Source organism: Streptomyces lushanensis (genome assembly GCF_001700515.1).
Classification (GTDB): Bacteria; Actinomycetota; Actinomycetes; order Streptomycetales; family Streptomycetaceae; genus Streptomyces; species Streptomyces lushanensis.
On sequence record NZ_MAUD01000412.1, the window covers coordinates 1 to 13,375 of the forward strand.

A 13,375-nucleotide genomic window follows, 5' to 3' on the forward strand; every position below is an offset into this window, starting at 1 on the left:
TCGTCACCCGCTCCACGACAAGCCCCCAGGTCAGTGACCCGGGGGTTATTTGTTGTCTAGTCCAATTCGAGGACTGCGCACTATTTGTGCACCACACCTGGCGGTCAACAGGAGCAGCGAACCGCACTTCGGCGCCCTGTCGAATATTCATTCGGACGCGTTTTCGAATCCTGAGACCGACTTTGCGTGACGCGCGCCACACATCCAGCCGTCCCAAAGCTACTGACCGTCGTGGCTGTTGATCGCGGCATGAGCATCCGCATCAGCCAACACGACTGCTGGAAAGCTGTGTGGGTGCCGAAGTGGATAGCCGTCGGGCGGACAGGGGTCGAGCACTCAGCGTGACGGGACGCCAGTTCAGGGGCTGACGTCGCGTCACGTCAGCCCCCGAACGGTCGGCTAGGCCGTTTCAACTGCGAGGCCGCGATCAAGAGGGCCTGGGGGGAGTGGGAGCACGGACGGACGACCGGGATCCTGATTGGACGTTGTTCCTCAACCAAGCTGAACTGGTCTGTTTGGAGGGAATGTGCCGCCTCGGCCTCGGTCAGACGGCACGCGCTCAGAAGCTCTTGGCGCACCGAGCGGCTCCAGGACGTGGCGCACTCGCGGAACAGAGGCATGTGCCTCGGCCGGCTCGCGACCGCGGCATTCGGCGCAGGGGACATCGACCACAGTGTGGAAGCCACGAAGAAGGCGATCGGGCTGATTCGGACGGCAGGCATGCCATCCGCTCGGACAGTGCAGCAGTTGAAGATCGTCCACGATGGGCTGGCCCCTCATCACCGCGCCCGTGGGGGGGGACCTGCTGGAAGAGATCCGCGCATTCGTCGCGTGATTGAGCAAAAGGGAGAGATGCAACCAGTGGATGCGGAGTACCAGCGGTACGACGGAGTATCGGTCGAGGCCATCACCGATTCGTCGCCTCCTTCCGCAAGCGGTTGGAGACCGCGTTCGCCAGCGAAGGTTTCGAGACGGTGACCGCGCGCCAGGACGGGCAGATCATCGGCTATCTGCACGGCGCCACGCTGCCCGCCGACAAGCCGTGGTGGACCTCGCTCGACAACCGCCGTCCAGCGGGGCTTCACGCGCTAGCGAAAGCTGGACAGGTCTTCTGGCTTCGGGAGCTGATGGTTGTCCCCGAGTTTCAGAACCAGGGGCTCGGCAGGAAGATCCACGACACCTCGATTACGGGGCACGCGGAGAGCGTCACCGCCTTGACGTGCATCATCGACAACCAGCCAGCGCATGATGCGTATCTGCGATGGGGGTACACGGTGATGGGGGAGATCAAGCACGCCCCCGAATCGCCGACCTACAATGCCATGTACCTGCCCAGTCCACGAGGACCGGACCGACCATGTGCCAAGCAAGCACCCAGTCCGCCCCGTCCTTGGCGGCTCCTGGCCCCCAGCGCCGACTTCCGCAAGAGGCCGCGGCCCTGTTCGCTTACGGGACGCTCCGGTTCGATGCCGTACTCGAAGCCTTGATCGACCGAATACCCCAGGGTGAAACAACCAGCGCGCCCGGCTGGCGCGCGGCGTCCCTGGAGGGACGCGTCTACCCCGGGCTCGTGGCGTCCCCCGACGCTGCGGCACCTGGCTTGCTGCTCACTGATCTCAGTGAGCGGGAGTGGGCGATCCTCGACGCCTTCGAAGATGACCGATACGACCTACGCGAGGTGCGCCTGACCTCCGGAGGACGCGGGCTTGCCTATGTCTGGCCCGACGGCGAAGTCCGCAGCGAGGACTGGGACGCAGAGCAGTTCAAGGCCCGTCATCTCCAGGACTACGCCGCACGATGTGCACGAATCGCCCCAAGACTGGCTGCCGAAGCTGGTCAGTAACCTGACCACGTTGGAGGGGGCCCGGAGGCTCTCGAACGCTGGTGAGGAAGAGAAGGTTCCACCCCTGCGGACGCGGGGAGCATGCCTTCTTGGCAGCCGTGGCGCCCTTCTTCTTGGGTCCATCCCCGTGGGCACGGGGAGCAGTCACGGGTCGACTGGTGCTTCGGCATGTGCATCGGTCCATCCCCGCGGGCGCGGGGAGCAGCCACCGAACGCCTTCATCGTCTCGGTCATCACGGGTCCATCCCCGCAGGCGCGGGGAGCAGTGGAACAGGGCGAGCGTGGCGTCCGGGTCGTTGGGTCCATCCCCGCAGGCGCGGGGAGCAGCCTCGCGCTCCACCAGGGGGAAGATGACGTGCGGGTCCATCCCTGCAGGCGCGGGGAGCAGGCTGCGTGACCTGCGGGTTTAGTGTGCGGTAGCGCCAGTTTCGACAACATCAAGAGGTACAGGCATAAGTGGCAAAGGTTGCGAAATCACATGACACCGACTTCGCGCTGGCGACAATACGCTCGCCACTTTCGACCCCTACTCTCCCCTACCTTGTTGGATGGCCAAGGCGCTAAGTGCGAATGACGGGCTGTAAAGAGCCACAGCGGGGCGCGGCCGGGCCAACGCACTCAGGCAGCACCCATCGGCCGGAATCCGGAGCGGTCAGCGTTAACCGCACCTCGTGTGGACAAACGGAGAGCCGTCGCCCAGCGTGTTCGTCGTGGCGGCTATGGGTTGCGGTTGCGGCTGCCGAATCTTCGACGCTTGGACGCCTTGCTCCAGCCCGACGTGCCGGATGAACCCGCATCCACCGCAGAAGACGCGCTTCCAGGAGCGGGTCGTTCCGACGGGCGGAGGATCAGGGTCAGTCCCTCGTGGTCCACGGGGTGCCATTTGTGGTCGTGGGTGCGGAAGGTATAGCCCTGCTCGGAGTTGGTGGAGTACGCGAGAAGGGCGCGGCCGTTCCCGGCGTACTGGCGGACCTCGTCCCACAAGGCGTCGCGGATACGTGCGCTGGGGTTGCCGAGGAAGACGCCGGGAGAGATCTCCAGGAGCCAGCGGGTGAGGAAGCCGCGCAGGCCCACCGGACAGTGGGTCAGGACGATGACGGTCACCAGATTACACCGCCCTGCACGAGGGCGTCCTGCCTCGCCTCCTCGTGTCCGTAGTTGCGGCCGGCCGCCACCTCCGCACCCTTGTCGGAGAGGAGTAGGACGCGGTCGCCGCCGTCCGCAAGAGTGGCACCCGCAGATGCGAACAGCGCCTGGATGTCACGTACGCACCGGTCCAGCAGCCCGGTGGTGTTGATCCGGTCGCGAAGCGCCCGGCGCGTGCGGGACCCGATGTCCTCAGGGCCTTCGGCGGCCACGTCGAAGGCGACCGGGATGCCGATGTCGGTCTTGTAGAAGTCGGCGACATCGAGGACGAAGGACAGTTCGTGGCCCGAGTGGACGAACCCGAGCCCCGGGCTGCACCCCAACGCCGCGACCACCGTCTGCGCGATGCCGTACATGCACTGAGCGGCGGCGGTGACGGCCTGGTTGGGCGGGTCGCCGGAGCCGAAGTCGCCGGGCGTGAACCGCCGACCGCGCCAGGCGACTCCAGTACGGGCGGCCTGCTCCGCGTAACAGCGCTTGACCCGGTCGCCCTCGCGCCCCAGAAGTTGGCGCCGGGTGCAGCCCGCGGGGTCCTCGTCGGGGAAGCGCAGCCGGTACATGGCTCTCGCGACATCGAGCCTGGTCCGCTGGTTGACCCACGCGACCGCTTGCGCCTCGACGAGGCCGGAGGAACGGCTCAGTGCCCGGCCGCCGGCATAGAACCGAACCCCTTGCTCGCCGACCCACACCACCACGGCTCCGCTCTCACCCAGAACAGCCATGGCCTGGTGCGTGATCCGAGTGCCCGGCCCCAGGAGCAGAGTGCCGATGGTCGCGGAGGGGATGTGGGTGACGCCGTCGGCGTCCTCGGCGGTGATGGCGTTGGCGTCGCGGTGCACGACGCAGCGTTCGAGATAGACGAAGGACAAGCGGTCACCGACACGGGTGAGTTGTCGCGGGCCGGCGGCCGGACGCCTGCCGACGGTGGTCACCGCTACTCCGCCGGGGCGAGCGTCATGAGCCCGCAGCCGTACGCCTTGGCCTTGCCGAGGCCGACGGTGAGGGTGCGGCGCAGCGCGTCCGGGTCGAGGACCCGGAGACGGCCGTCGTACGTGACGCGCGTCAGCTTCACTTCGTGCGCGCGGCCGTCGGACTGGTCCTTCTTGCCGAACGTGAGGTCGTGACGGTTGTGGACAACGACCTCGCGCCAGACGCCGTCAAGTTCGTCCGGCAGGCGTTCCGGTCGTTCCACGATCGCGAAGCCGGCATCGGTCTGCCGCTTGAGCAGCCAGTCCAGTTGGTGGCGCGGGGTGACATGCGCGGTGCGCTTCGTCGGCTCGGCGGCATGCCGACGGGCACTGTGCACGGGATTTGCAGTGAGCCTGAAGGCCCACGTGTCGTCAGGGGCGAGCCGGGCGAGGAAGGGGGCGTAGGGCGCGGTCTGCCAGCTGCCTGTCGTCGGCCAGCCGGCCTGCTCCACCAGATGCGTGAGGTCGGGCCGGTGCGGGCTGACGATGTAGAGCAGTACGTCGCTCCGCAAGTCCTGGTCCAGCCGCCACAGCACCCGGGGGCCGCCACCCTGATGATCGACCTTCTCGGCGAAGGACGCCATCACCGCGGCGTGCAGGCTCTGAGGAGCAGTGAGGAGGCGGCGGGCACCCATGCGTGCGGTGTTGAAGCGGAATCGGGTCAGGAACATGGTCGGTCTTTCAGTGGCCGCATCGGATCATGGTTCGACGGTACGAAGGCACGGCGGGAGGTACTCAGCGGATTGGGGACAGTGACGGCACCCGATTCGACGGTGCGCAGGGCGTACCGTCGGTGGCGGGGGTCAAAGCTGAGCGGCTGGTCCCGTACCGCGTCGCCGGGACCATGGCCGACCACCGGATCGGCGATCACTTCGAGTTCGACGCGTCGCTCACGGGTACGGCGGCGCTGGACCCAGGGGGATGCCTGCCAGGGTTCTGTACGCAAGGCCCGCCACAGGCCCCTCCGATGGACACCCAGATCGATCGGACGGGAAGGCGGACAGGAACGGCGGCCGAGGTACGGCAGATACACCGGGGCCCGGACCGCCTCGTACAGGGCTTCGATCAGCGCTGACTTCCCCTCGACGGCGGCGACGAAAACCGCGTCGGAGAGGTAGAAGCGTTCGGAGACCGGCATGGGCTTCCCGGTGTCACCATGGCGCGCGGTCTGGTAGTCGCGTACTCGGGTGCCCGGCTGGTCGAGCCGAACGGCGAAGGCGAGAGCCGCCAGATCGGAGACATCGGCGCTGCGATCGCGGCCCAGGGCCGCGGCGAGGATTCCCAGCACACCGCTCTTGGTGGGTGCGCGTTCCGTCGTACGCCGCGAGAAGCGGGAGGACACCCCCCAGGACTGGAGCGGGCCGGCCAGGCGCAGTGTCAGTACCCTGGTGTGTTCGCTCATGCGGGACGGATCCGTCCCTGTGGCTCCGTACCGGCCAGCCGGGCGGCAACCGCTGTGCCCACCGCGTCGAGCAGCCCGCCCATGGTGACCTCGGTGCCGAGCGCTGCCAGCGGCTCGGTGGCCGCCCCGGCGCGCAGCACCCAGCTCGGGTCGCCTGTGACCTCGTACGCCTTCTCGATGTCGGAGACGTACGCGAGCAGTTGGGCGCACGCACCGCGCAGGTGGCCGCCCCCCTGAGGAGCGAGGACAGGCTCCTCGAAAGCGGTGACAAAGCTGATCGGCCGGGCCGAGCGGAGGGTGACGACGACCGCTTCGGGAAGGGTGTGGTTGCCGAAAGTGTTGATCTTCCCGGTGGGCATGGAAGACACAAAGCCTTGTACGAAAGCCCTCACCGCCCTGAGTACCGGCTCGTCCAGCGGCTCGTCGGCACGCAGGCCGAGACCCAGGTTCTCCCGGAGCCGGTCCACGTCGAGCGCCGCGTAGCGGTAGAGCGTGGCCGAGTTGAAGTCGACCACGCCGATCATGCCGGCACCGGACTCTTCATCCTTCTCGTTCTGGTCGTCCACCGTCGTGTAGTAGTCGGGTTCGTTCTCGACCTGGTGGACACTGATGGCGTGCGCGACCTGGGCTGCGGCATCGACGCTGAGGTCCGACGAGTCGGCGACCATCCTTCCGAACAGCGCGATGTCCACCGAGTGCCGGGTGTCGGCGATCTCCCGGGCCTTCTGCTTGTTCTCCTTGACCTTCAGATACGTCTTGATGTCATCGGCACCGTCGACCGCGAGCCGGGCCAGGCCGTGGAACTGGCGGGAGCTGAGGAACATCAAGTAGGAGGACTCGGGTGGTGGCTCGGGCTCGCCTCTCTTCTTGGCGCTCTCCGCCTTTCTCCGGGGCACCTCGATCTTCGCCCCTGTCGCGGCGGACAGCGTCTCGGCGGCGAGGGCCAAGGAGACGGAACCTTCGAGCGAGGGCTCTTCGGCAGTGATCCGCTCGGCGAGCAGCTCAGCGACCCGGCGGGTACGGACACCCAGTTCCTCCGGGTCCAGCAGTTTCCCGAACGCCCGGCGGGTGGCCTTCTTCCACGCCTGGCTGGATACCCGGGCTCGGCGCACGCCGCCGTACATGGCGGTCTTCGGGGTTCCGGTGTCGTCGCGGTTGAGGTTGCTCGGCGGCACGGTTTGCAGGACGTGCACGTCGATGATGGTGCGGCTCACGGGGTGTCGTCCTCTGGGGTGGTGGTGTCGGGATCGTCCGGTGTGTTCTGTCCGGCCTCCGCCGTGCTGCTTCCGGCCTCCGCCATGCCCCCGACGGACGGGGGCCGGTGGACCGCAAGGTAGGAGCGGCCCCAGGAGCGACGCACCGACGTAGATCCGCCCGGCTGTTGCCAGGTGTGGAGCTGGTCGGCGAGCAGCGCGTAATCGAGTGGGATCGTGTCGCGGCGGAGCAGGAGAACGAGGTCGCGCAGCCGTCCGGCAAGCACGGCGGGGGTGGCGGCGGTGCCGACGCGGACGAAGCGTTTACGTGTGGGCTCGTCGATCTCGGGACCGGGATGCAACCGGCGTACAGCTGAGCCGAGTTCGGGACCGGGTCTGCGGTGCATGCGGGCGATGCGGTGGGACTGCTGGTGCAGCGACCACAGGGTGACCGCTGCGTACGCCGCCTCCTCGGCCCAACACATCGCCTCTTCGGCCACCTCGCCGCGTTCGTAACGCGCGTACAGCGGTTCGGTGCCGATCAGACCCCACAGATCGGGTGCCTCCCCGGCGGAGCAGCCGATGCCACGCCGCAGCCGGGCCAGGGTGCTTACCGCGTCACTCCGGTCGTCCAGATAGCCACGCTGTAGAGCGTTGATGTGCTGGTGGACGGCAGCGCCGACAGGACCGAGCGGTGCCTGCCGGGGGCCGGTTCCTGGGGCGGAGACGGTTGCGGCGGTAGAAACAGTTGTGGTCATGCCGGCGACTCCACAGAAGCGGGCTGGGCGGGCGTCGAAGGTGGGGGGCCGTCGCTGTCGGTGGTCAGGAGCCGACTGAGCCGGGTGCGGAAGCGTGATTCGGCCGCAGCGTCGTTCAGCCAGCGCGGTCCGCCCCGCGCCTCCACGACGCGGCCCTCCCACGCGGCGAGCCCCGCGTCGTCCAGCAGCCCGGCGCCGAGGTCCCCGACGATGCGGCGCAGGTCCCGTTTCCAGCGGTCGCGCTGTCGATCCGGGTCGGAAGCCGTGCCGAGTTCCCTCAACCAGTGGCGGTACGGGGTGTCGAGGGTGCCGAATCCCAGGTCACGTGCCGCGTTCTTACGCGGCTCGGGATCGGAGTCGGCGGCCAGGGCTAGGTCGGCGGCGAGGTCGCCGAGCGCCTGGACAGCCTCTTCCGCGTCCTTGAGCGCGTCCAGGGCCCTCTGTCCGTAACGCCGGTCGTCGCGGTGGAGAAGGACCACGGGCATCAGCACCCCGTCGTCCACCACCTCGTCGATCACCGACTGCTGGGTTCCGTATTTCGCGCCGACGACGCGGGTGCGGATCAGGTGCCGATGCGGCAGGAACCCTTCGGTCGCGAGCCGTGCGACCCACTCCACAATTCCGGGCGTGAGACGTTGGGCCCCGTCCTGCCGCATCGCGGTCCCCTGCTCCTGGCCAGCGAGCAGCCCCTTCAGACCGCGCCAGGCCGTCCGCGACGGGTCGTGCTCCTGGGGCAGATACACCAGCGGCTCTCCGCGCTTCTTCTCCTGCGCGGGGCTGCGCCGCCAGCCCGTCATGGGCTCGTATCCCTGCTTGTTGTGCGGTTCGAGGCGGTCGCCGTAGGCCAGCACAACACCGTGAACGCCGTCGGTGTCGTGGTGCAGCCGGATGCGACGGGACTGCCAGGTGTACAGGTCCCTTACACCGTAGGGTCGTTGTGAGAGATCCTTCGCCTCGGCCGGCCCGCAGGGCGCCGCCCGCCAGGCCGGTCGGTCGGCCCTGTCCGTATGCCGACCGGTCATGTCCGCGGCCATGAGGTTGAGCAGCAGCGTCTCGCGGAGAGTGTCCCCCTCGATCAGAATCCCACCGAGATTCCCCGCCCAGGCCAAGCCCTGCGGATAGCCTTTGCCCGCCTTCACCCGAGGATCGTCCACAGCACCCGACTTGATGCCCGATGAATCGAACGCCTGGGTATGGACCAGCCAGCGAGCCGCCTCCGCGAAACCGAGCCGGTCGACGCCCGGCCTTCTCATACTGAAGAACGGCTCGCCGTTGGGCACATCGGCCACGACCCGGTTGAGCGAAGAGATCTCGTCCTTGGCCGTACGCAACCCGGCGACCTGGAAGAAGGGGTGTTCCGGATGCAACAGGTCGAACCGGTCGCGGTGGCGGTCCAGGTAGTCGGCGACCGGCGCGAACGGTGCTTCCTCCAGCCACAGTTCGCCCCACGCCTCGGTGTCGGCCGGGGTCTGGCCGTCCTCCGGGTCGTCGCCGAGCGCGTCATGGAGGATCGCCAGTAGCAGGCGGATCAGGGCGAAGTCCTGGGTCGGGAGATCCCCGACGAGCCGACGGATGTCGCCGGCCTGGTCGAACAGCTCCAGTAACGACAGCTCACGCTCCTGGCCGTCGGTGAACTGCACCGGTAGCCAGGGTCGGTTGGTCAATTCGAAGGACGGTGCTTCGCCCCGCCGTACCAGCTCCTCCTTCTTGCTTGGTTCGTCCCGGGTCACCAGAAGTCCTTCGTCCGGGTCGTAGGACAGGTACCACCCCGCCAACGAGGTCCGGCAATCCTCGTCGAGCGCGAGGACCAACTCCCCGGCGAGCCAGTGGCTCTCCTTTTCCTGCCAGGCCGGGATGTAGAGCTCCTCCAGTTCGGCGAGAGCCCTTTTCAATTCCTGGGGCAAGGAGAAGTGGTACGGCAACCGCAGACCGCTCGCGGCGGCCGCACGCGCGGCGCGAGCCGACGGCACCGCGTCGGTCGGGAGGTCGAGACCGCCCCGGCCCTTGTCCAGCCAGGGCAAGGTGCACAGAGTCCCGTCGGCCCGGCGCATCACGACCAGGACCTCCAGACTCTCCCGGCTGTCACGGACCTGTGCCCGTCCGGCCCGACTGTCGTCCGCGTCCCCGACGCCTGCGTCGATCCAGCCGATGAGCGGTCGCCCGGCCTTGCGTACCTCGTCCAACCGGAAAACGCGGGCCTTCTGCCGCTGTCCGGCACTGACCTCTTCATGCGCGGCGCGTGCCTGGCCGACAGTCTCTGCCCACTGCGGTGGACAGGGCTCGTCCGTGCCGTAGGCCCGCTGGACGAGCGGGCAGATGTCCTCCGGCAGGCGTACCGGCCGGGCCGGGCCGTCGCCGGTGCCCAAGTACGGGGCCAGGACGGCAAGGGAACGCAGCAAAGGGTAGGCACCGTAGACGGTGCGCGAACCCCGTACGCTCTCGGGGGCAGGCCGCGTCTGCCAGTCGACACCGGTCACCAGGCAGCGAGGCCGCCGCAAGCGTGGCGGACGCTCGTTCTGGTGCTCGCCACGCGGGTGGCGGTGCAGCCGCCCCATCCGCTGGAGCAGCAGGTCCACCGGGCACAGGTCGGTCACCAGCAGATCGAAGTCCACATCCAGCGACTGCTCGGCCACTTGGCTGGCCACCACGATGTGCGCCCCGAACGGTCGTTGCGGGGACGTGCCGTCGTGGTCCGGCGGTCCGAAGCGGGCCAGCAGTGATGCGTCCTTACGGGCTCGGTCGACGTCGATGAAGCGCGCATGCGCCACGGTGACGTGCTCAGCGCCGAACCTCTCCCGTAGTACGGCTGCGGTGTCCGTCACCCGGTCGACGGTGTTGCGGACAACCAAGGCACAGCCCCCATCGGCCAGTTCCTCAACCAACCGATCGGCCAGCACGCTCACGTCGTCATCGAGACGCTCCAACTCCACGTCGGTACGACGGCCGGAGGCGGCGGGCGACGCCGTCACGGATACCGCACCGGGGGCCACCGCGGTCAGCAGCGGGTAACCGGATGCGGCTGCCACCTCCGCAGCGTCGGCGCCCGTATACGCCTCCGCCAACTCCCTCCGCCGGGAGGCCGGAAGTGTCGCTGATAGGACGATCACCGGAACGCGGTAGGCCCCCAGCCACGACAGCACACGGTCAAGGTAGGTGTTCATGTATGCGTCGTAGGCGTGCACTTCGTCGATGACGACGACCTTGCCGGCCATGGCCAGGTGCCGCAGCGCCAAGTGCCGGCTCTTAAGGCCGGTCATCAGCAACTGGTCGATCGTCCCGACCGCGAATGAGGCGAGCAGCCCCTTCTTGCGGCCTCGCAGCCATTGGTGTGCGACGAGGTCGGCGGATGCGGCCTTCCCTTCCGAGGAGATCAGCCCGGTTGGAGCGGCCCCGGCCGGAGCGGCAGGACGTTCGTCGGCGCCGTACGCGTCCACGGCGGCGATGGTGCGGTGGCTTTCCCGCATCAGAAGGGCGTAGTCCTCCTGGAGCGCCGCCTTGGCGTGGGCCAGCAGTACCGACCACTCACCGCTGCCCGGGGGCGCGTCCGGCGCGGGCGGTACGAATCCCGGAAGCCGGTTGAGCCAGTCCAACAGCCGCGGGAACATGGCGTTGCTGGTCGCCATGGTGGGCAGCGCGACGTAGCATCCTCCCGCACCTGAGCGAGCAGCGAACACCTCTGCCACCGCGAGCGCCGCTTCGGTCTTCCCCTCCCCCATGGGCGCCTCGATGACAAGCATTCCCGGCCGTGCCATACCGCGGGCCATTGCAACAGCCTGTTCCTGTACGGGCCTCACTGACGCGCCGGAGGGAAGCGCGAAGCGCGAAGCGAACAACTCGGTCACGCATCCAGGTGGTTCGACCGGTGCCCAGGGAGTCGGCAGCCTCAAACCTTCCCATGCCGCAGCCACCCGTTCGGCATCACTACGGGAGTGGTCTTCGGGAAAGTAAGGAAAAAGGTCAGGATTGCTGGCAATCCAGTCGCACACGATCACCGTGGCGGTGAGCAACACCTGAACCGTCTGCGGCAGCTTCACTTTCTGCCAGTCGCCGAGCCGATCGTCCACCTGGAACACATCCGCGCACGCATCCAGCAGCTCTTTCTGCACGCGTGCCCAGACGGCCTCCGCCGGGCCGGGGGTCCGCAACAGCTCCGGGCGAGCGTCGAGGTTGTGGATCTGCATGTAATCCGGCGGGACACCGTGGTGGCCTCCTGCCATCACGGAGAACTGGGCCGAGGCCCGTCGCGTCCATCCATGCCGCTCCTCAAGCCATTCTTGGAGCAGCATCTGGCTGGCAAGCCCGTGCGGAGCCATCCGGCGGTCGTCGCCGAATTGTTTCTGGGTACGCATCCCGAGACCGGCGGACGCCATCACCTGTGCCAGCTCGTCCACTTGGCAGGCGAAAGCCGGCGTGCACTTTCCGATGTCATGTGTTCCCGCCAGCCACACGGCGAGCCGCCGCCCGTCGTCCTCTCCCCCGGGAAGGACCTCCGCCACCATTCCCTTCACATTGCGCGGCAACCAGTGCTCCCACAACAGCCCGGCGACGGCAGCGCTGTCAGCCATGTGCCGCCACAAGGGCAGCCACTTCTCGGTGGTCCGATCGTGCTTGGCCCACACGGTCCGGGCAGCGGCCGTCAACCGGCCACCGAGACTTGCGGGCTGAGCCCTGTCGTTACGCACGGCGGTCATTTAACAGGGCGCCGCGTGGAGCGTGCGCTACGTTCGGTGAATCGATCAGGATCGGTCAAATATAGGCAGACTCAACGGAAAGCGGACAGCGCGACAGCGCGACAGCGCACGACGGGACGGCCATCAAGGATGCGTCCGCTCTCCCGATAGACCCAAGTACCCGCCAACAGGTTTGGATCGATTACGGTTGACCCAAGATCTGCTCCCCGCCGATGCGGGGAAAATGGCTGGAGCCATGAGCGTACGAGAACCGCGTGCGAACGGTGGCCCGGTTATACCTGCGGGAATATTCAAGATCCGGAGCAAACCGGATGTACCCGCTAGAAGTTTCATCTTCACTCTTATTATCCGCCTGCTCCCCGCGCCTGCGGGGATTAGCATCACTCTCGCCGAAACAGAGCGAGGTAACCCTGCGCCAACCCGTCTGGGGATCACGAGCGGCAACGCCAGGATTTAATTGCCAGCAACGCTAGAAGTTAAATCTTGGACACATCTAACTCACGGCGCGGCGGTATCGAACGCCCGCAATTCAGGGATAGCCTCTGCCATAGTTCAAAACGTCAGACCCGGTTGGGCCATGCCAGTACCAGGCTCGTCGATAATGCGAATTACATGATTGGCGGATAAAATGACCGTTGAAGTTGCTGCGCCCGTCTCGCAGCTCTGCCCGGCAATCGTCATTTACCTGCTCGGCTGGTGGTGCAATCCGTCGAGCGTCAGAGCCGGGGTCCGGAGAGTCCGTGCTGCCGTGGCGCCCTCGCTCACGTCGCACCCGTGCACGAACCCGGACAACTCGCGGGTCCGGCCAGTCACCAGTCCTGCGGATCCCCAGCGCCAAATCCACGGCTTGCCTGTGTGCGCCTGTCTTTGGAAGCCCGCCAATCGCCAGGGAAGCGTTCGCCTCACCTAGGAAAAACCTCTGGTTTCCGCTCAACCAAGAACGGCGCCCCACGCGACTCCACCGGCTCGGAATCTGACAAGTTAGGTCCATCCTCCGCAAGCGCGGGGGAGCAGACACCAGCCTTGCCGGACGCCCCCGTCCTCGGTGGGTCCATCCCCGCAGGCGCGGGGAGCAGATCTGGGGCCGCTGGTCCCGAACAGCCCCGGCGGGTCCATCCCCGCGAGCGCGGGGAGCAGGGATTCGTGATGGCGGGGGCCGTCAGTGTTTTGGGTCCATCCCCGCGGGCGCGGGGAGCAGGGAGCGTTCTTCTCGCGCTCGTCCATGGCCGCGGGTCCATCCCCGCGGGCGCGGGGAGCAGCCGCGCCCGGTCCCGCTCGTCGCGGTCGGCTTGGGTCCATCCCCGCGGGCGCGGGGAGCAGCCCCTCCGTCCGGCGGAACCTTGAGCGGATGCTGGTCCATCCCCGCGGGCGCGG

Annotated in this window: 9 protein-coding genes and 2 CRISPR repeat arrays; of the genes, 2 read left to right on the forward strand and 7 right to left on the reverse strand. The window is 67.6% G+C overall.

What is annotated here, in order from left to right; all coding sequences use genetic code 11:
• Positions 1 to 938: 938 nt before the first annotated feature.
• Together BFF77_RS36335 and BFF77_RS28145 are read left to right on the forward strand one after the other, a co-directional pair.
• A complete protein-coding gene (locus BFF77_RS36335; RefSeq protein WP_211280329.1) occupies positions 939 to 1,487 on the forward strand; it encodes a GNAT family N-acetyltransferase in 549 nt (182 codons plus the stop codon).
• The gene (locus BFF77_RS28145; protein ID WP_245703733.1) at positions 1,484 to 1,843 is read left to right on the forward strand and encodes a gamma-glutamylcyclotransferase family protein; all 360 of its coding nucleotides are present in this window, start codon (positions 1,484 to 1,486) and stop codon (positions 1,841 to 1,843) included. Before BFF77_RS36335 ends, BFF77_RS28145 begins: the two co-directional genes overlap by 4 nt.
• A gap of 115 nt (positions 1,844 to 1,958) precedes the next feature.
• Positions 1,959 to 2,231: a CRISPR direct-repeat array (repeat unit 29 nt; unit sequence GGGTCCATCCCCGCAGGCGCGGGGAGCAG).
• 329 nt (positions 2,232 to 2,560) lie between these two features.
• Here the strand turns inward: BFF77_RS28145 and cas2e are convergent.
• From cas2e to casA, 7 genes are read right to left on the reverse strand one after another with little or no spacing between them, the layout of a single operon-like run.
• A complete protein-coding gene (gene cas2e, locus BFF77_RS28150; protein WP_066955287.1) occupies positions 2,561 to 2,947 on the reverse strand; it encodes a type I-E CRISPR-associated endoribonuclease Cas2e in 387 nt (128 codons plus the stop codon).
• Entirely contained in the window at positions 2,944 to 3,921 is a 978-nt protein-coding gene (gene cas1e / locus BFF77_RS28155) for a type I-E CRISPR-associated endonuclease Cas1e (protein ID WP_066955290.1), read from the reverse strand. The genes cas2e and cas1e overlap by 4 nt, the downstream gene beginning before the upstream one ends.
• 2 nt (positions 3,922 to 3,923) lie before the next feature.
• Positions 3,924 to 4,628 carry a type I-E CRISPR-associated protein Cas6/Cse3/CasE gene (cas6e, locus tag BFF77_RS28160; protein WP_066955293.1) on the reverse strand — a complete coding sequence of 235 codons (705 nt, stop codon included), beginning with the start codon at positions 4,626 to 4,628 and terminating at the stop codon, positions 3,924 to 3,926.
• On the reverse strand, positions 4,619 to 5,359 hold the full coding sequence (cas5e, locus tag BFF77_RS28165; RefSeq protein ID WP_066955297.1) for a type I-E CRISPR-associated protein Cas5/CasD: 741 nt from the start codon (positions 5,357 to 5,359) through the stop codon (positions 4,619 to 4,621). Before cas5e ends, cas6e begins: the two co-directional genes overlap by 10 nt.
• Positions 5,356 to 6,573 carry a type I-E CRISPR-associated protein Cas7/Cse4/CasC gene (gene cas7e, locus BFF77_RS28170; protein ID WP_066955300.1) on the reverse strand — a complete coding sequence of 406 codons (1,218 nt, stop codon included), beginning with the start codon at positions 6,571 to 6,573 and terminating at the stop codon, positions 5,356 to 5,358. The genes cas5e and cas7e overlap by 4 nt, the downstream gene beginning before the upstream one ends.
• Positions 6,570 to 7,310 (reverse strand): type I-E CRISPR-associated protein Cse2/CasB, encoded by a 741-nt coding sequence (gene casB / locus BFF77_RS28175; RefSeq protein WP_066955303.1) that lies wholly within the window; start codon positions 7,308 to 7,310, stop codon positions 6,570 to 6,572. The genes cas7e and casB overlap by 4 nt, the downstream gene beginning before the upstream one ends.
• Positions 7,307 to 12,001, reverse strand: a complete 4,695-nt coding sequence (gene casA, locus BFF77_RS28180; protein ID WP_079125561.1) for a type I-E CRISPR-associated protein Cse1/CasA — start codon at positions 11,999 to 12,001, stop codon at positions 7,307 to 7,309. The genes casB and casA overlap by 4 nt, the downstream gene beginning before the upstream one ends.
• Before the next feature lie 1,047 nt (positions 12,002 to 13,048).
• Positions 13,049 to 13,321: direct repeats of the CRISPR family, unit length 29 nt; unit sequence GGGTCCATCCCCGCGGGCGCGGGGAGCAG.
• Positions 13,322 to 13,375: the final 54 nt, after the last annotated feature.

Excerpts from the sequence above, each read along its gene's own strand:
- cas6e (WP_066955293.1), bottom strand. The coding sequence starts at position 4,628 with ATGTTCCTGACCCGATTCCGCTTCAACACCGCACGCATGGGTGCCCGC.
- cas5e (WP_066955297.1), bottom strand. The coding sequence starts at position 5,359 with ATGAGCGAACACACCAGGGTACTGACACTGCGCCTGGCCGGCCCGCTC.
- casB (WP_066955303.1), bottom strand. The coding sequence starts at position 7,310 with ATGACCACAACTGTTTCTACCGCCGCAACCGTCTCCGCCCCAGGAACC.
- casA (WP_079125561.1), bottom strand. The coding sequence starts at position 12,001 with ATGACCGCCGTGCGTAACGACAGGGCTCAGCCCGCAAGTCTCGGTGGC.